Source organism: Nonomuraea sp. NPDC051298, assembly GCF_055586305.1.
This window is the reverse complement of sequence record NZ_JBVJIM010000010.1, coordinates 189,696-205,983: the sequence shown is the minus strand read 5'-3', so window position 1 is coordinate 205,983 and position 16,288 is coordinate 189,696. Positions and strand designations below refer to the sequence as shown.

Here is a 16,288-nt window from a genome sequence, read left to right as displayed (position 1 = left end):
GGGAGAGCCGGGCCCGTCTCGCGCAGGAACGGTCCCGCATGCTCACTACCCCTCTCCGTTCGAGTCAGTCAGCAGATGGCCGCGGAGTTCCTCGACCGTCGCGGGAGAAACCTGGAGCACCCGGGCGACGTACGCCTCCGCGGAGCCGTGCCGGGCCCTGAGATCGGCGAGGAAGAGCCGCATGGCCTCGGCGGGCGCCCGGCCGAGTCCGGGCCACACGGGCACGTCTGGGTGCCTCCTGCCCCAGTCGGCGATGACGCGTTCGGCGGCCAGGCCGGTGAGCGCGTAGTCCGCCACGATGTCGTCCTCGCTCACGCCCGCCAGCGTCAGGACCAGCGCGGTGAGCACCCCCGTGCGGTCCTTGCCGGCGGCGCAGTGAATGACCACGGGGGCGTTGTCGGCCCGCGCGATCGTCTCCAGGGCGGTCCTGAGGTTGCCGACGCCGTCCTCGCTCACCTCCAGGTAGCGATCGGCGAGGTAGCGGGCGACGCCCAGCTCCTCGTCGTAGGCGTCGACGTCCCAGGGGCGGCCCTCGATCGGCAGGTTCGTGTAGTGCTGGCCCTCGGTCTCGGGGGCCCGTCCGTTCCGTTCGACCTCGTACGGGTGCCGCAGGTCGATCACGCTGCGCACGCGCAGCGCGCTGAAGGTCGCGAGGTCGGCTCCCTGCAGCCGGCCGAGCGAGTCGGCGCGGTAGAGCCGCTGCCACCGGACGGAGCGCCCGCCCTGGGCGGCATATCCGCCTACGTCGCGGAAGTTGCGGAGGTGGGTGAACTCAATGTGGCGGATCACCCCCAATACCTTAATTGGCGGCGGTCTCCGCATTCTGCGGCCCGGCCGTCTCAGTGCTCCCGGCGGTCTCCTGGGCCCTGCGTTCGGCCACCTCGCGCCGGATCAGCAGCGCCCATCCGGCGACCGCGATCCCGATGAACATCCACCACTGCACGCCGTAGGCCAGGTTGAGCCCGCCGCCCGAGCCGACGTCGGGCGCGGGCACCGGGTCGGGCGCGGCGGCGGGCCTGGGCTGCTGCTCGGTCAGCTCGACGTATCCGCCGACCAGCCGGTACGGCAGCCCCTCGCCGATCCGGCCGGCGTCGATCAGCAGCACCTGCCCGGCCGGCAGGCCGGAGAGGTCGCGGATGCCGCTGGACTCCTCGGTCTCGCTGGTCCGGAGCCGTCCGGTCACCGTCACCTGGCCGGTCGGCGGGGCGGGCACCTCGGGGGCGGTGTCGGCGGTGGCGCCCGCGGGGACCCAGCCCCGGTTCACGATCACGGCCGTGTCGCCGCCGGTGACCAGCGGGGTCAGGACGTAGTAGCCGGTGCGGCCCTCCTGCGGGCGGCGGCGTACGAGCAGGGCGTGGGCGGGGTCGTACGTGCCGGTGACGGTGACCTTCCTGAACCGGTCGTCCTCCTTGACCGGCTGCCCCGGCGCGGCCAGCCGCCCCAGGAGCACGGGGGCGGCCTCGATGTTGGCGGTGACCCGTTCGCTGTTGGCCGAGCGTTCCTCGAAGCGCCCGAACTGCCATCGCCCGAGGAACACGAAGGCGGGGATGACCAGGAGCACCACCACGTGGAGTGCGATCCAGCGGGGCGTCAGCAGGAACCGGTACACGCCTTCCAGGTTAGGGACAGGGAGGGGTGCTCCCCAACGCGACCTGGGCTCAGGCGCTCCTGAGGTCGGTCGCGGGCCCCGGCACGGGGGTGACCTCGCGCGGCCCGCCGACCTCGTGGCCCGCGGCGCAGCGGAAGCGCAGCTCGACGGGGGCGCCGCAGTCGCGATGGGTGAGCAGCACCGGCGGGCCCTGCTCGCCCGTCAGGTGTTTGTCCCCCCAGTGCATGAGCGCGACCAGCAGGGGATAGAGGTCGCGGCCCTTCTCGGTGAGGCGGTATTCGTCGCGCTGCCGCTGCCCCGGCTCGCGGTAGGGCTCTTTGCGCAGCAGGCCCTCGTCGACCAGCCGGGCCAGGCGGGCGCTGAGCACCTGCCGGGGGGCGCCGGTGGTGGCCTGCATGTCGGCGAACCTCCGTACGCCGGTGAACGCCTCGCGCAGCACCAGGAAGGTCCACTTCTCCCCGACGATGTCCAGGGTGCGCTCGATCGAGCAGTTGTCCACCCGAAAACCCATGCGGGATGGCACGTTCATCCACGTAGTATATCTGAGTTCAATTGACAGACCCAGCCTTTCGGTAGAGGCTGGGTCTATGCAACGAACTCAGATTCTGCCGGCCCGCCCGGAGGACGAGGACCGGATCCGGCGCTTCCTGGCCGGGTTGTCGCTGCACACCCGGACGCTCCGGTTCTTCACCGGCGTCTCCGTCACGGCCCCCGGGCTCGTACGGGTGCTGCTCGCCCTGGACGAGCGCCGTGACGCGCTGGTCGCCACCACCGACTGCGGCGAGATCGTCGGCCACGCGATGAGCTACCGGGGAGACCGGTCGGACGTGGAGATCGCCGTGGTCGTCACCGACGAGTGGCAGGGGCGCGGGCTGGGGCCCCGGCTGGTCGACACGTTGCTGCTGCGGGCGTCCGTACGGGGTGCCAGGACCGTGGGCATGGACGTGATGGGCGAGAACCGGCGCGCGCTCAGGCTGGTCCGCCGCCTGTGGCCGGATGCTGAGATGAAGATCACATCCGGAACGGTGGAGGTGACCGCTAAGATCGACGAGGCTGGCCTATTTGCGGAACAAGGTTCTGTTGGCACACCATTGACAGTGTGAAGAGTGCCAAGAACGGACGCGACGGCCGTACCCGGATCATCGAGGGCGCCCTGCGGCGATTCAGCCAGGACGGGGTGTCGGCCACCACCCTGGCCAGTCTCCGCGAGGAGAGCGGCGTCAGCGTCGGCAGCTTCTACCACCACTTCGCGAGCAAAGAGCACGTCTTCGGCGTGCTGTACGCCGAGATCCTCGACGCGTACCAGAAGTCCTTCCTCGCCGAGTTGGTCCGCCACGACAGCGCCCGCGACGGCATCGAGGCCATCGTCGCCTTCCACATGCGGTGGGCCGGCGAGCACCCCGAGCGGGCGCGGCTGCTGATCAGCGAGCGGCCCCCGCGCAAGCACGAGCCCGGCGGCACCGAGGTGGCCGAGGCGCGGCGCGGGTTCTTCCGGCAGGTCTCCGACTGGTGGCGTCCCCACATGAAGAACGGCCAGCTCCAGCCCGTGCACGCGACCATGTGCTACGTGCTGTGGCTCGGGCCCGCGCAGGAGATGTGCCGGCTGTGGTTCGCCGGCGCGCACGCCCCCACCGAGGAGGAGATCAAGGGGCTGGGCGAGGCCGCCTGGCAGAGCCTGCGCCAGCCTCCCGCGTGAGCACCTGGCAGAGCCTGCGCCAGCCTCCCGAGTGAGCGCCTGCGCGGGGTTCCGCCCTGCGCGGGGAGCAATGATCCGAGCACCGTCTGTGGTGTTATTGTCGCAAATGTGAGACGACCTCGGGCGCTGGTGCTGCCCACCTTGCCGGAGAGCGCGCTCGCCCGCCTGGGCGAGATCGCCGATCTGACCGAGGTTCCCGCACGACCGAGCCTCGGCTTCACCGACGAGCAGCTCGCCGATCTGGTCATCGAGACCGGCGCGACCGTGCTCATCACCGACGGCGACCAGGTGCGCGCGTCGGTGCTCGGGCTCCACCTGGACGTCGTGGCCACCATGGGACCGCCCGCGAGCGTGGACCTGGCGCTGGCCGCCGAGCGCGGCGTGACCGTGCTGCACGCGGCGGAACGCGACCCGGAGGCGGTCGCCGAGCTGACGCTCGCCCTGCTCTTCGCGGTGAGCAGGAACATCGTCGCCGCCGACCGCGAGGTGCGCAGAGGGCGCGTCTACCACGGCAGGGTGCCGCCCGCCCAGCGCCACCGCGGTCGCAGGCTGACCGGCAGGACGGTCGGCATCGTGGGCCTGGGCCGCGTCGGCCGGGCCCTGCGCTGGCGTTGTGAGGGCCTGGGCATGCGGGTGATCGTCTGCGACCCGTTCGTGCCCGAGGCCACCCACACGCTGCCCGCGCTGATCGCGGAGGCCGACGTGGTGTCGCTGCACGTGCCGCTGACCGAGGAGACGAGGGGCCTGTTCGGCTACGCCGAGTTCGGGGCGATGCGCCAAGGGGCGATCTACCTCAACACCTCGCGCGGGGCGTTGCACGATCTGAAGGCGCTGGTCGACGCGCTGCAATGGGGCCGGGTGGGCGGCGCGGGGCTCGACCACTTCGAGGGCGAGTGGCTCGACCGGGCCCATCCGCTGACCCGGCTGCCGAACGTGGTGCTGACGCCCCGGCTCGGCGAGGCCACCGGGGAGAGCCGGGAGGAGCTGGCGGACAAGCTGGTGGAGGACATCGCGCGGCTGCTGCGCGGGGACCGGCCCGCACAGGCGCGCGCGCCCGCGTAGACCGGAGCGCGACGGTCCGCGCGGGTCAGACGGGCTGGCGGAGCCGAACCGGGACGCGCCAGCTCGCCCGGTCGAGCGAGATGTCCAGCCGCAGGTCACCGCGTTGCCTGCGCAGCCCGGGCACGCGGACCCGGTCGAGCACGTCGAACCTGCCCCGGTGCGGATAGCCGAACCCCAGCTCGCCGGGCAACACGCGCAGGTCGTCGCGGTTGCCGCAGCGCGGGCACGTCCACGAGACCAGGTCGCGGCCGCGGTTGTAGTCGGAGCAGGCGCTGAAGTACTCGTCGGGCCCGAATCGGGACCCGCAGGCCAAGCAGGGGATCAGCATCGGTCCGCTCCTCGGGGTGACGTGCCGGCCCCCTACAGATACCGCGCGTCACTTGTTCCCCGCTTGCGGAACGCTTGGGCGCGTACGTAACAGTATGAGCACCGTCGACACCAGATCATGCGGGGGAGCCCGCGGTGAAAAGATGGTCCTGTGGAACGACTGCGCCATCATCTCCTCGACACCGGCTACACGATCGACGGCGTACGCGAGCGCCTGGGCGCGGTGGCCGCCTCGGCCCTGGCCCGCGAGGAGCTGACGCCGGCCCTGCGCGCGACGGCTGACGGCGATCCGCTCGGCACGCTGATCCGGCTGTGGTGGCTCGGCGTCCCCGTGCCCGCCAAGGCGGTCGCGCCGGAGGTGCTCGCGTCGGGGCTGGTCGCCGCCGAAGGTGACCAGGTCAGCGCCACCGTCCACCTCCAGCCGTGGGAGACCGGCGGCTACCTCGTCTCCGACCGCAAAGTACGCCCGGGCGACCCCGCGCTGCGGCCCGACCACGTGGTGGGCGCCGGCGGCGCCTCGGCCAACCTGGCCCAGCTCGTCAGCCGCCGCCCGGTGGGCCGCGCGCTCGACCTGGGCACCGGCTGCGGCGTGCAGGTGCTGCACCTGGCCGGGCGGGCCGGGCGGATCGTGGCCACCGACGTCAATCCGCGGGCGCTGGAGCTGGCCCGGCTGAGCTGGGAGCTGTCCGGCGTCGAGGGGGTCGAGGCGCGGACGGGGCCGATGTTCGAGCCGGTCGAGGGCGAGCTGTTCGACCTGGTCGTGAGCAATCCGCCGTTCGTCGTCGCCCCGGCGCGCGAGGGCAGGCTGACCTACCGCGAGTCGGGCGCCGAGGGCGACGACTTCTGCCGCGACCTCGTCCGCCGCGTTCCCCGTCACCTCAACCCCGGCGGTCAGGCCCACTTCCTGGCCAACTGGCTGCAGGTCGAGGGCGAGGACTGGCGCGACCGCGTGGGCGGCTGGCTGCGCGAGACCGGCTGCGACGCCTGGGTGGTCCGGCGTGACGTGCAGGACCCGGCCGAGTACGTCGAGCTGTGGCTCAAGGACGCCGCCGAGCAGGGCACCCCGGCCTACGCGGAGCACTACGACCGCTGGCTGGCCTGGTTCGAGGAGCGCCGGGTGGAGGGCGTCGGGTTCGGCTGGATCACCATGCGGAACTCCGGCACGCTCGACCCGGTCGTCCGCGTCGAGCACCTCTCCCACCAGGTCTCGCTGCCGGTCGGCGACTACGTCGACGCGGTCGTCGACGCCATCGCCGCCGCGCATCGGGTGACGGGGCTGGACGGCGCGCGGCTGCGTACCGTGGCCGGGCTGCTCGACGAGCGCGTGAGCCTGCCGGGCGCGGAAGACCCCATCCGCATCGTGCTGCGCCAGACGCAGGGGCTGCGCCGCAGCAGGGAGGTCGGCACGGTGGAGGCCGCGCTGGCCGGGGTGTGCGACGGCGAGCTGGCGCTCGGCCCGCTGCTCAACGTGATCGCCGAGCTGGTGGGCGACGGTGAGCTTCCTGACGCCGACGCGGTCCGGCCGCTCATCGCCGAGGGTTACTTCCTGCTTTGATCCGGTGTTGATTCGACGTTGACACCGCGGGTGGAGGCTCTGGGGAAGACACGGACCTGGGGGGTTCGAGGGCCGTGTCAGGTCCGGCCGGTCGTCTGAGTGAGGCGGCCGGCCGCCGCGCGGAGCATCCGGATGACCGGGCCCCCTAGCGACGCGTGGTGGCCAAGGATGGCCGGCCGGGCTGCACACATTCGATCACGACGATCTTCGTGACTCCCTAAGGACAGCCTTGATCAACCATGTGTGGATGACACGTCTGGACGACGAGCTGTACTCAGGACTCGACGACGGACTGGCCGGCGGACTCAGCGGCGGGGCCGGTGGTGGGGCCGGTGGTGGGGTCGGTGACGGGCCGGGCGGGGACGTTGTCGAGCAGGACCTTGAGATCGCCGGCCTCGGGGGCGCCGAGCCGGGAGAAGATCTCGAAAGCCTGCCGTAGGCACTCGCGGCTGCGGGTCGTGCTGCCGAGCCCGTGCAGCGCCTTGCCGAGCACGGTGAGCGAGAGCGCCTCCCCGTAGGGGTGGCCGATCTCGCGGGAGACCACGAGGGCCTCCTCGGCGTGGCGTACGGCGTCGGGGTAGCGTTCGGCGGCGATGAACGTCTCTGCCAGCCTCGAGCACACCCGCTGCTCCCAGACGCGCTGCTTGCCGGCCCGGAAGAAGGCCAGGCACTCGGCGTGGTGGTGGACGGCCTCGGTCAGGCGGCCCACGCGGCTGAGCACGACGCCGAGGTGGTAGCGGGCGCGGGCGGTGCCGGCGCCGCTGCCGATCTCGGTGAAGATGGCCAGGCCCTTCTCCGCGGCGGTGATCGCGTCCTCCGGACGGTTCAGCCCCAGGTGGTCGCGGGCCGAGTAGCTGAGGACGAGGGCCTCGCCGGCGGGCACGTCGTTCTCGCGGTAGAAGCGCGTCGCGGCGTCGAACAGCGCCAGCGCCTCGGTGTGGCGGCGCTGCCTGCCGACGACGACGGCCAGCGCGTTGAGCACCTCGCCGGTGACGATCCGCTCCGCGCGGGCGCGCGACAGCTCGTCCACGATCCTGAACTGCCGCTCGGCCTCCTTGAGCCGGTTGCCGGCGAACAGCACCCGGCCCAGCACGTAGCGGGCGCGCAGCTCGCCGGCCTGGTCGCCGAGTTTTTGCGCGGTGGCCAGCACGGCGCGGGTGCTGTGGTCGAACTCGCGCGTGTGGGTGCCCGACTCCAGCAGCGGCTCCATCGCCACCAGCAGGTCGGCGGCGGGCAGGAGCTGCTCCGCGGTACGCGCCGCCGCGGCGGCCTGGCTGATGGCCGCGAACAACGAGTCGCCCTCGGAGATGAGCCAGGCCACGGCCTCGTCGGCGGAGGTGAACGTCAGGCCGCTGCCGACCACCACGAGGTTGCCGGGGATCATGCTGCCCTCGTAGGCCAGCGTGTGGGCGGACCGCGCGGAGGCCAGGTAGAAGCCGAGCAGCCGGCGCAGCGCCATGGTCTGGGCCTGGGGCCGTTCTGACTTGTCGAGGGCGCGGCGGGCGAACAGCTTGAGCAGGTCGTGGAAGCGGTAGCGGCCGGGCGCGGGGGCCTCCAGCAGGCTGGCGTCCACGAGCGACTCCAGCATCTCCTCGGCCTCGAACGCGCTCATCGACAACACGGCGGCGGCGGCCCCCGCGGAGATGTCGGGACCGGTGGGCAGCGAGAGCAGCCGGAAGGCGCGCGCCTGGGCGGTGGTGAGCTGGCCGTAGCCGAGCGCGAACGTGGCCTCCACGGCCAGGTGCCCCACCCGCAGCTCGTCGAGCCGGCGCTGCTCGTCGGCGAGCCTGGGCACCAGGGAGGCGACGGTCCACGAGGGCCGCGCGGCCAGCCTGGCGGCCACGATGCGCACCGCCAGCGGCAGGAACCCGCACGCGGCCACCACGTCCATGGCGGCGCCCTGCTCGGCCGCGACCCGCTCGGCCCCGGCCACCGCGGCGAAGAGCCGCAGCGCCTCGCCCGGCTCCATCACGTCGAGGTCGACGAGCCGGGCCGAGGGCAGGTCGGCGAGCTTGACGCGGCTGGTGACGATGGCCGCGCAGCCCGGCGAGCCCGGCAGCAGCGGGCTGACCTGCTCGGCGTCGCGGGCGTTGTCGAGCAGGACGAGGATGCGGCGCTCGGCGAGGATGGAGCGGTAGAGCGCGGAACGTTCCGCCGCGCCGTCGGGGATGACGTCGGGCGGGATGCCGAGCGCGCGCAGGAAGCCGCCGAGCGCCGACTCGGGCGCGGTCGCTCCGTCGGTGTAGCCGCGCAGGTCGGCATAGAGCTGGCCGTCGGGAAAGACGTCGTCGAGCAGGTGCGCCACGTGTACGGCCAGCGCCGTCTTCCCGACCCCGCCGATGCCGGAGATGGCCGCCACCGGCACGCCCTCGGCCGACGACTGGGCCGACAGCAGCGTGCGCAGGCGTACGACGATCTCCTTGCGGCCGGTGAAGTCGCCGGGCGCGGCGGGCAGTTGGGCGGGCCTGGGGAGTTCGATCGGCGGCTGCGGCTCGTCCGCCTCCGCGGGCTCCTCCCGTGGCACGTCCTGGTGGACCTGGACGGGCGCGGCGAGTGTGGGGTCGGCGGCCAGGATGCGCTGGTGCAGGGCGGTCAGCTCGGGGCCGGGCTCGATGCCCAGCTCGTCGATGAGCGCCTCGCGCGTCTCGGTGAACACGTTGAGCGCGTCGCCCTGCCGGCCGCAGCGGTAGTAGGCCAGCATGAGCTGGGCGCGCAGCCGTTCGCGCAGGGGGTGGTCGGCGGTCAGGGCGATCAGCTCGGAGACGATCCTGGCCTGGTTGCCCAGCTCCAGGTCGACGTCCATGAGCGTCTCGACGACGCTGATGCGCCGTTCGACGAGCCGGTCGCGCTGGTGCTCCGCGTACGGGCCGACGGTGCCGGCCAGCGGCTCGCCCTCGAACAGCGCCAGCGCGGCCCGGAGCGCCGCGGCGGCCTCGGGGAGCCGGCCCGTCTTGCGGGCGGTCTCGGCCTGGCCGATGCCGCGTTCGAAGCGGGTGAGGTCGAGCGCGTCCTCCGGCAGCAGCAGCGCGTAGCCGCGGCCGATGGAGGTGAGCAGCTCGGGCCGGGAGCGGGCGGGCCTGCCGGGTTCGAGCACGGTACGCAGCCTGGAGACGTACGTGCGCAGCGCGCCCAGGGCCCGCGGCGGCGCGTCCTCGCCCCACACCGCGTCGATCATCTCGTTGGGGGTGACCGCGTGGCCCGCGCGCAGGAGCAACATGCCGAGGATGGAACGCTGCAGCGGGGTGCCCAGGTCGAGCTCCTGACCATCGCGCCACGCGCGGACAGGACCGAGCACGGCGAACCGCAGCCCGCCCTCATCGCTCTGACCAGCCATGCCGTCTGTCTCCCAGCCAATGGAATGATTTGTTACCAAATGATAGATCCCGAGTCGCTCGTCACCTAGATCCGGGTTGATCCGTTAACCGACTCGTTGATCCGCCTTTAATCAGGTGTTGAGCCCGCCCCTGGATGCTGAAGGTCGGCCAGGCGTGACGCACATCGCGGGGGCGTGTGTCATGTAGAGCGCGCGGAGGCCGCGAAAAATACCGGCCCCGCCCTGGGAATCGGGCGGGGCCGTGGGTGGGTGGTTTCTCAGGCTGCCTCGACCAGTCCGAGCCTCATGAGCAGGCGGTCGCGCACGACCGGCCATTCGGAGTTCAGGATCGAGTAGAACGCGGTATCTCGGACCGTGTTGTCGGCGCCTCGGGTATCCGCTCGCCGCACCCCGTCGAAGTGTGCGCCGAGGGCCTCGATGGCGGCCCGGGATCTGGTGTTGCGTACGTCTGCTTTGAGGGTGATGCGGTGGACGCTCCACGTCTCGAAGGCGTGCGAGAGCATGAGGAACTTGCTCTCCCGGTTGACACCTGTGCCCTGGGCGCTGGCGGCCAGCCAGGTGTAACCGATATCGGCCACGGACGGAATGTCGCCCACCGCACCGCGTGTACCCGGCGGCCAGGGCATGGGGCCCTGCCAATACTCCAGGTGCATGAGACGGGTGGCACCGACCACGCGGTCGGTGTTCAGCCACCGGATGGCGAAGGGCATGGTGCGGCCCTCCGCCTGCTCAGCCATGGCGGCCTCGACGTACGAGACCACCTCGTCCCGCCCATTCGGGACACGAGTGAAGGCATAGGTGGAGCGGTCTTCACTCGCCGCGGTGACCAGGTCATCGACCACCGCGAGGCTGAGAGGTTCCAGGCGCACGGAGCGCCCGGACAGGGTGACAAGAGCGGGCATGAGCACATGATGGGGGCTGCTCGCCGCGCACGTCACCAGGCAGTTGGCCCCAACTTTCCGCGTCGTTCGCGGGCCCCGAGTTTTCGCAGGTCAGAGGCCCCTTTTGGGGGATGGTAAACCCGCTCTTGGGGAAAGATTCGCCTAACCGTGACATGGGGCCGGGACGAGCGCGGGGTGCGGTTCGCCCACCACGCCGTGCCGGATCAGCGACAGCCCCTTCAGACCCATGGACAGATAGTGGAGATTGTCCGCGATCCAGGGGAGTTGGAGTGGATCGGGGCTGGTCAGGGCGGCCTGCCGCTCCTCGGGGGTGTCGCCGTAGAGCAGGCTCACCGCGACGCGTACCCGGGCGGCCGCGGGGTCGTCGCCGAAGGCGTGTCCGGGCAGGACGCCGATGCCGTGTTCCTCCAGCAGCAGCTTGGTGATCTCGACGGAGCCGCCGAGTCGCAGGTGGCTCAGGTCGGGGTAGAGGTAGAAGCCGCCCTGGGGCACGGCCACGCGGGCGCCGATCTCGGCGAAGCGCTCGTAGACGGCCCGCGCGACCAGGCCGTGCAGCCGGCGGCTGCGGACGATGCGGTCGGTCAGCTCGGGCGGGTCGCCGAAGGCGTACGCGGCGGCCTCCTGCACGGGAGCCGCGGGCGCGGACCAGATCTCGCTGGCCACGGCGAGCAGGCGCCTGCGCAGCGCGTGCCCGTTCTCCGGCAGCCGGGCCACGCCGATCCGCCAGCCGCCCAGCGCCAGGCTCTTGCTCAGCCCGGTGGTGATGATCGTGCGCTCGGGCGCGAGGTCCGCCGGCGAGGTGTACGGCAGCGACGGGTCGTGCATGAGATCGCGGTAGATCTCGTCGGAGATGATCATCAGACCGAGGTCGCGGGCGACCCGCACCAGTCGGGCGACGGTGGCCGGCGTGGCCAGGCGCCCGGTGGGGTTGTCGGGCAGGGTCACCAGCACGGAGCTGACCGTCCTGCCCTCCGCCCTTGCCCGGCGCACTTCCGCGGCCACCAGGTCGGGGTCGGGCACCCCGCCCTCTCCTGGCGGTGCGGGCACCAGGATAGGACGCGAGCCCACGAGGTCGGCCTGTGCGGCGTAGCTGACCCAACTGGGCATCGGCAGGACGATGTCGCCGCCGATCGCCAGGAGCAGGCCGTACAGCAGTGACTTGCTGCCGGGGCCGCAGACGACCAGTTCGGGGTCGGTGAGGAGTCCCCGTCGTGTCCAGTAGCCCGCCGCCGCGGCCCGTAGCTCGGGCGCGCCCGCGACCGGCCCGTAGCCGTTGCGTTCTGAGGCGGCGGCCAGCCTGTCGCGCAGCGCCGGGTGGACGGGCAGACCTGCCTCACCGAAGGCCAGGTGCAGCACGCGCTCCCCGGCGCGTCGTCTTCGCTCGATGTCCTCGTTGGCCGCCAGGGTGGCCGACAGAGTTACGGTCATGTTTGTCACGTTCCCAGCGTGGTTGGATGAAGGCATCAGCACAAGCGAGGCTTTTTGTGGGTAGGCATAAGGAAGTCTGATGCTCGAATTGCGGCGTTTGGTCCTGATCTGCGAGTTCGCGAGGAAGGGAAGTATCGCGGCGGCGGCCGAGTCGCTCGGGTACAGTCCTTCGGCCGTCTCCCAACAGCTCGTCGCGCTCGAACGCGAGACCGGCACGGCGCTGATCGACCGGACGGCGCGCAGCGCCGAGCTGACCGACGCGGGCCGCCGGCTGGTCATGCACGCCGAACGCATCCTGTCGATGGTGGAGGAGGCCGAGTCCGACCTGTCCGCGCACGCCGGCACACCGTCGGGGCGGGTCGTGGTGACCGCCTTCCCGACCGCGGCGGTGGCGTTCGCGCCCGCGCTCGCCCGCTCGCTGCGCCGCCACACCGAGCTGACCCTGCGGCTCGGGCAGAGCAGGTCGGGGCGCGGGATGCGCGAGGTGCAGTCGGGGGAGGTGGACATCGCGCTCGTGGACGACTGGTACGGCCGCGTACGCGACAGCGAGAGCCTGCGCGTCTTCCCCCTGCTGAGCGACCCCCTGGTGCTGGTGGTGCCGCGCAAGCACCGCCTGGCCGACCCCGACGTGCCCGTCGTCCTGCGCGAGCTGCGGGACGAGCCCTGGATGGCCACGCCCGACGGCGAGCCCTCGCGCCTGGCGGTGGACCGGCTGCTCGTGGACGTGGGCGGCACCCGGCCGACGCCGTGGGAGTTCGAGGGCCTCGGGACCATTCTGTCGCTGGTCGCCAAGGGCATCGGCATCGCGGCCGTACCCGCGCTGGCGCTGGCCGCCGGAGTGCGGGGGCTGGCCGTACGGCAGTTCCCCGGCAACCCGGTGGGGCGCGACGTGCACGCGGTGGCGCGCGGCTCCAGCGTGCACCGGCCGTCGGTGTCGGTGACGCTGCGGGCCATCCACGTGGCCGCCCGGTACATCGCGGCCGACCTGGAGCCGGTGCGGCCGGCCGAACGGGCACAGAACAACAGACCGGCCGGTGACGACCCGCTGGCCGACCCGGTGCGCTCGGCGAACGACGTGGGCCGCTCGTTCGGCGAGTGACGACGGCGGGTCGCGCGGTGCGGTGCCGTCCTTCGGTGTGCGGCGTGCGAAGTCGCCGGACGCGGTAGCGTCTGCGCTCATGGTGCCGACGTACGACATCGAACAGCTCCTGCTCTCCCAGCCCAGCACCCGCACGGTCGCCGGCGTCGACGAGGTGGGGCGCGGCGCGTGGGCCGGTCCTGTCACGGTGTGCGCCGTCGTCACCGACCTGTCCGAGCCGCCGCCCGGCCTCACCGACTCCAAGCAGGTCTCCGAGGCCAGACGCGGACCCCTGGCCGACGCGCTCACCGGCTGGGCGGCGGGCATCGGTTTCGGCGAGGCCACCCACCGGGAGATCGACACACTCGGCATGACCGAGGCCCTGCGCCGGGCGGCACGCAGGGCGCTGGAGGCGCTGCCGGTGCGCCCCGACGCGGTGATCCTCGACGGCAAGCACGACTACATCGGCGCGCCCTGGCCGGTACGCCTGGAGGTCAAGGGCGACGCGGCCAGCATCTCGGTCGCGGCGGCGTCGGTGCTGGCCAAGGTGCGGCGAGACGCGTACATGGCGACGATCGGATGCGCCGACTACGGCTTCGCCGAGAACGCCGGCTACCCCTCGCCCCAGCACCAGGAGGCACTGGCACGGCTGGGGCCGACCCCGCACCACCGGCTCTCCTGGTCCTACCTCGACGACCTGCCCCGGTGGCGGCACCTGAAGCGGCACCGCGACCCGCTGGTGGGCGAGGGCCAGGACAGCCTCTTCGCCTGACCGCCGCGCGCGCGGACGGTACGCATCCGCGGCGGTGTTCGGCCATCATTCGGGGAATGCGGATCGGGATCTTTGTCGTCGCGGGGCTGTTCCCCGGCCAGGAGTCCGGGAAGGTGCTGGCGAACGCGCTGGAGTGGATCGTCGCGGCCGAGGAGGCGGGCTTCGACGACGCGTGGATCGCCGAGCACCACTTCATGCCGTACGGGGTGTGCCCTTCGCCCATCACGCTGGCCGGGGTGGCGATCGGCAGGACCACCCGGATCGGGCTCGGTACGGCCGTGAGCGTGCTGTCCACCCAGCACCCCGTGGCGCTGGCCGAGCAGGCCGCGATGTTGCACCACCTGTCGGGCGGGCGGTTCACGCTCGGCGTGGGCAGGGGCGGGCCGTGGGTGGACCTGGAGGTGTTCGGCACCGGGCTCGAACGCTACGAACGGGGCTTCGGCGAATCGCTCGACCTGCTGGTCGCCGCGCTGTCGGACGGCTCGGTGGCCGCGGACGGGGAGTTCTTCCGCTTCAGGGAGGTGCCGATGGTGCCGGCGGCCCGCCTGCGGCCGGTCGTCGCGTGCACGTCCGAGGGCACGGTGGCGATGGCGGCCGAGCGCGGGCTGCCGATGCTGCTCGGCCTGCACATCGGCGACGAGGAGAAGGCCGCCGTGGTCGGGCGGTACCGCGAGCGCGGCGGGCCGGTGACGGGGCACGTGGCGGCGGGGGTGGCGTACGTGGCCGACTCCACGGCGGCGGCCGTCCGCGAGCTGAAGGAGGCGATGCCCGCGTGGCTGGGGCCGGGGCTGGCCGGTTACGTGCCGGTGGACGGCCGGCCGCGCGCCAGGCGGGACGTCGGCGCGTACGTGGACCTGCTGACGCGGATCCACCCGGTGGGGTCGGCCGAGCACTGCGCCGAGACGCTGCGGCGGACGGCCGAGGAGACCGGCATCGAGCACTTCGTACTGCTCGTGGAGGGCCTGGGCGAGCACCGGCGGACGCTGGAGAACATCAGGAGGTTCGGCGCCGAGGTGCTCCCGCTGCTGCGGCCTGGAGAGAACTGGTAAGGGGCGAGCCGGCCGCAGGGGCCGGCTCGCGGGGTGGGGCTCAGCAGTCGACGAGCTCCGGTTTCTGGTTGAGGATCTGAGCGCGCGGGGTGACGAAGTCGGCCAGGGCCTTCGTCGCCGCCGGGTCGAAGACCGCGACCCGGTGGCAGTTCTGGAAGGCCAGGCGCACGCCGTGGTGACGCTCCAGCGCGCCGCGCATCGAGTCGCTCGCCAGGCAGCGCAGGAGCTGGCCGCGAGCCTCCTCGGACGGCGGCGGCACCTCGTTGTCGGCGAACTCGGCCCCGCTGTGCTCACGCTGCTTGACCAGCTCGCTGATCAGCGACCACGCGTAGGGAAGTGAGTCGCGGACGCAGGCGAGGAACGCCGCGTCGTCCACCTCACCGGCTCTGGCCTGGTCGAGCAGATCGTTCGGAACGGTCAGCGACATGCTGTCTCCTCTCGAAGGGGTCGAATCGGACGTTAGGTCCCCGGAGCGGCCCGCTCCAGAGTCCTGGCGGGAACACTCGTGTGGTCAGCGGCCGTAGACGAAGCCGGGGTCGACCTGCTCGGCGAGGTCGAGACCGGTGCGGTCGTCGGCCCACGCGCGGGCGTTGCGCAGGTGGAACTCCACCGTCTGCCGGCCGAACCTGGCCCAGTCTTTGACCTGCTCGTCGAGGGTCTTGTGGAGCAGCGCGAGCGCGTCGGCGTTGGCCGGCTCGAGGTCGTCGAGCGTGAGGTGGCGGCCCTGCTCCATCGCGCGGACGGCGGCGGAGTGCTCCATCCAGGTGAGGAGATCGTCACCCACGTGCTCGCGCAGGAACTCGACGTCGGACTCGCCGTGCACCTTGTTGCCGATCACGGCCAGCGCGACGTCGTATCTGGCGGCGTGGTCGCGGTACTGGCGGTAGACGCTGACGCCCTGCCTGGTCGGCTCGGCGACGAGGAAGGTCAGGTCGAAGCGGGTGAACAGGCCGGAGGCGAACGAGTCGGCGCCGGCGGTCATGTCGACCACGACGTATTCGCCGGGGCCGTCGACCAGGTGGTTGAGCAGCAGCTCCACCGCGCCGACCTTCGAGTGGTAGCAGGCCACGCCCAGGTCGTCCTCGCTGAACGGGCCGGTGGCGAGCAGGCGCAGGCCGTCGGGGGTGGTCAGGCCGTAGGGGTCGGCGGCGAGGTCGTCGAAGCTCAGGATGGTGGAGCCGCGGCCGGGCGGGGTGGTCTTGACCATGGCCTCGGCCGAGGGGATGCGCGGGTTGGCGCCGCGCAGGCGGTCTTTGATCTCGGTGAGGTGGGCGCCGAGCGGCTCGGGCTGGGCGTCGAGGCCGAGGACGAGGGCAAGGTGCTGGTTGATGTCGGCGTCCACGGCGACCACGGGGGCGCCCTGGACGGCCACGTGCCTGGCGAACAGGGCCGACATCGTCGTCTTGCCGCTGCCGCCCTTTCCGACGAACGCCACTCTCACTGCGGTCCTCCCGATGGTGATGAAAATCGTTTCCG

At 72.2% G+C, this 16,288-nt stretch carries 16 protein-coding genes; 7 read left to right on the top strand and 9 right to left on the bottom strand.

Translation table 11 applies throughout. The annotated features are described in order from the left end of the window. Positions 1-45: 45 nt before the first annotated feature. From ACZ6S0_RS27710 to ACZ6S0_RS27700, 3 genes are read right to left on the bottom strand one after another with little or no spacing between them, the layout of a single operon-like run. Positions 46-789 (bottom strand): tyrosine-protein phosphatase, encoded by a 744-nt coding sequence (locus ACZ6S0_RS27710; RefSeq protein WP_465922241.1) that lies wholly within the window; start codon positions 787-789, stop codon positions 46-48. A gap of 10 nt (positions 790-799) precedes the next feature. Then, positions 800-1,609, bottom strand: a complete 810-nt coding sequence (locus tag ACZ6S0_RS27705; protein ID WP_465922240.1) for an SURF1 family cytochrome oxidase biogenesis protein — start codon at positions 1,607-1,609, stop codon at positions 800-802. A gap of 49 nt (positions 1,610-1,658) precedes the next feature. Beyond that, entirely contained in the window at positions 1,659-2,138 is a 480-nt protein-coding gene (locus ACZ6S0_RS27700; protein WP_465922239.1) for a winged helix-turn-helix transcriptional regulator, read from the bottom strand. A 58-nt stretch (positions 2,139-2,196) separates the two neighbouring features. Between ACZ6S0_RS27700 and ACZ6S0_RS27695 the strand changes: the two genes are divergently transcribed. From ACZ6S0_RS27695 to ACZ6S0_RS27685, 3 genes are all read left to right on the top strand, one after another. Further along, positions 2,197-2,712, top strand: coding sequence for a GNAT family N-acetyltransferase (locus ACZ6S0_RS27695; RefSeq protein WP_465922238.1), 516 nt, complete (start codon positions 2,197-2,199; stop codon positions 2,710-2,712). Then, positions 2,709-3,305, top strand: coding sequence for a TetR/AcrR family transcriptional regulator (locus ACZ6S0_RS27690; protein ID WP_465922237.1), 597 nt, complete (start codon positions 2,709-2,711; stop codon positions 3,303-3,305). The genes ACZ6S0_RS27695 and ACZ6S0_RS27690 overlap by 4 nt, the downstream gene beginning before the upstream one ends. Before the next feature lie 108 nt (positions 3,306-3,413). Next, entirely contained in the window at positions 3,414-4,367 is a 954-nt protein-coding gene (locus tag ACZ6S0_RS27685) for a 2-hydroxyacid dehydrogenase (RefSeq protein WP_465922236.1), read from the top strand. Between the two features lie 25 nt (positions 4,368-4,392). Here ACZ6S0_RS27685 and ACZ6S0_RS27680 read toward each other — a convergent pair whose 3' ends face one another. Continuing rightward, positions 4,393-4,695 carry a hypothetical protein gene (locus ACZ6S0_RS27680; RefSeq protein ID WP_465922235.1) on the bottom strand — a complete coding sequence of 101 codons (303 nt, stop codon included), beginning with the start codon at positions 4,693-4,695 and terminating at the stop codon, positions 4,393-4,395. A 150-nt stretch (positions 4,696-4,845) separates the two neighbouring features. Here ACZ6S0_RS27680 and ACZ6S0_RS27675 point away from each other — a divergent pair, with 150 nt between their 5' ends. Next, complete coding sequence (locus tag ACZ6S0_RS27675) at positions 4,846-6,249, top strand: DUF7059 domain-containing protein (protein WP_465922234.1); 1,404 nt, start codon at positions 4,846-4,848, stop codon at positions 6,247-6,249. Between the two features lie 274 nt (positions 6,250-6,523). On the opposite strand, the gene ACZ6S0_RS27670 is transcribed toward ACZ6S0_RS27675, so the two are convergent. The 3 genes from ACZ6S0_RS27670 to ACZ6S0_RS27660 all read right to left on the bottom strand — a co-directional run bounded on the left by ACZ6S0_RS27670 (position 6,524) and on the right by ACZ6S0_RS27660 (position 11,913). Next, positions 6,524-9,583 carry an AfsR/SARP family transcriptional regulator gene (locus ACZ6S0_RS27670; protein ID WP_465922233.1) on the bottom strand — a complete coding sequence of 1,020 codons (3,060 nt, stop codon included), beginning with the start codon at positions 9,581-9,583 and terminating at the stop codon, positions 6,524-6,526. A 257-nt stretch (positions 9,584-9,840) separates the two neighbouring features. Then, positions 9,841-10,485 (bottom strand): GNAT family N-acetyltransferase, encoded by a 645-nt coding sequence (locus ACZ6S0_RS27665; protein ID WP_465922375.1) that lies wholly within the window; start codon positions 10,483-10,485, stop codon positions 9,841-9,843. Positions 10,486-10,626: 141 nt separating this feature from the next. Next, the gene (locus tag ACZ6S0_RS27660; RefSeq protein ID WP_465922232.1) at positions 10,627-11,913 is read right to left on the bottom strand and encodes a pyridoxal phosphate-dependent aminotransferase; all 1,287 of its coding nucleotides are present in this window, start codon (positions 11,911-11,913) and stop codon (positions 10,627-10,629) included. 79 nt (positions 11,914-11,992) lie between these two features. On the opposite strand from ACZ6S0_RS27660, the gene ACZ6S0_RS27655 reads away from it, so the two are divergent. From ACZ6S0_RS27655 to ACZ6S0_RS27645, 3 genes are all read left to right on the top strand, one after another. Continuing rightward, positions 11,993-13,012: a LysR family transcriptional regulator gene (locus ACZ6S0_RS27655; protein ID WP_465922231.1), complete on the top strand. Its 1,020-nt coding sequence runs from the start codon at positions 11,993-11,995 to the stop codon at positions 13,010-13,012. A 79-nt stretch (positions 13,013-13,091) separates the two neighbouring features. Beyond that, entirely contained in the window at positions 13,092-13,763 is a 672-nt protein-coding gene (locus tag ACZ6S0_RS27650; RefSeq protein WP_465922230.1) for a ribonuclease HII, read from the top strand. A gap of 56 nt (positions 13,764-13,819) precedes the next feature. Then, positions 13,820-14,812 carry an LLM class flavin-dependent oxidoreductase gene (locus ACZ6S0_RS27645; protein WP_465922229.1) on the top strand — a complete coding sequence of 331 codons (993 nt, stop codon included), beginning with the start codon at positions 13,820-13,822 and terminating at the stop codon, positions 14,810-14,812. Positions 14,813-14,852: 40 nt separating this feature from the next. On the opposite strand, the gene ACZ6S0_RS27640 is transcribed toward ACZ6S0_RS27645, so the two are convergent. After that, positions 14,853-15,239: an SCO5389 family protein gene (locus ACZ6S0_RS27640; protein ID WP_465922228.1), complete on the bottom strand. Its 387-nt coding sequence runs from the start codon at positions 15,237-15,239 to the stop codon at positions 14,853-14,855. 84 nt (positions 15,240-15,323) lie between these two features. Further along, positions 15,324-16,253 (bottom strand): ATP-binding protein, encoded by a 930-nt coding sequence (locus ACZ6S0_RS27635; protein WP_465922227.1) that lies wholly within the window; start codon positions 16,251-16,253, stop codon positions 15,324-15,326. Positions 16,254-16,288: the final 35 nt, after the last annotated feature.

Coding starts and splice junctions, on each gene's coding strand:
- ACZ6S0_RS27700 (WP_465922239.1), bottom strand. CDS start 2,138: ATGAACGTGCCATCCCGCATGGGTTTTCGGGTGGACAACTGCTCGATC.
- ACZ6S0_RS27695 (WP_465922238.1), top strand. CDS start 2,197: ATGCAACGAACTCAGATTCTGCCGGCCCGCCCGGAGGACGAGGACCGG.
- ACZ6S0_RS27680 (WP_465922235.1), bottom strand. CDS start 4,695: ATGCTGATCCCCTGCTTGGCCTGCGGGTCCCGATTCGGGCCCGACGAG.
- ACZ6S0_RS27670 (WP_465922233.1), bottom strand. CDS start 9,583: ATGGCTGGTCAGAGCGATGAGGGCGGGCTGCGGTTCGCCGTGCTCGGT.
- ACZ6S0_RS27665 (WP_465922375.1), bottom strand. CDS start 10,485: ATGCCCGCTCTTGTCACCCTGTCCGGGCGCTCCGTGCGCCTGGAACCT.
- ACZ6S0_RS27660 (WP_465922232.1), bottom strand. CDS start 11,913: ATGACCGTAACTCTGTCGGCCACCCTGGCGGCCAACGAGGACATCGAG.
- ACZ6S0_RS27655 (WP_465922231.1), top strand. CDS start 11,993: ATGCTCGAATTGCGGCGTTTGGTCCTGATCTGCGAGTTCGCGAGGAAG.
- ACZ6S0_RS27650 (WP_465922230.1), top strand. CDS start 13,092: ATGGTGCCGACGTACGACATCGAACAGCTCCTGCTCTCCCAGCCCAGC.
- ACZ6S0_RS27645 (WP_465922229.1), top strand. CDS start 13,820: ATGCGGATCGGGATCTTTGTCGTCGCGGGGCTGTTCCCCGGCCAGGAG.
- ACZ6S0_RS27640 (WP_465922228.1), bottom strand. CDS start 15,239: ATGTCGCTGACCGTTCCGAACGATCTGCTCGACCAGGCCAGAGCCGGT.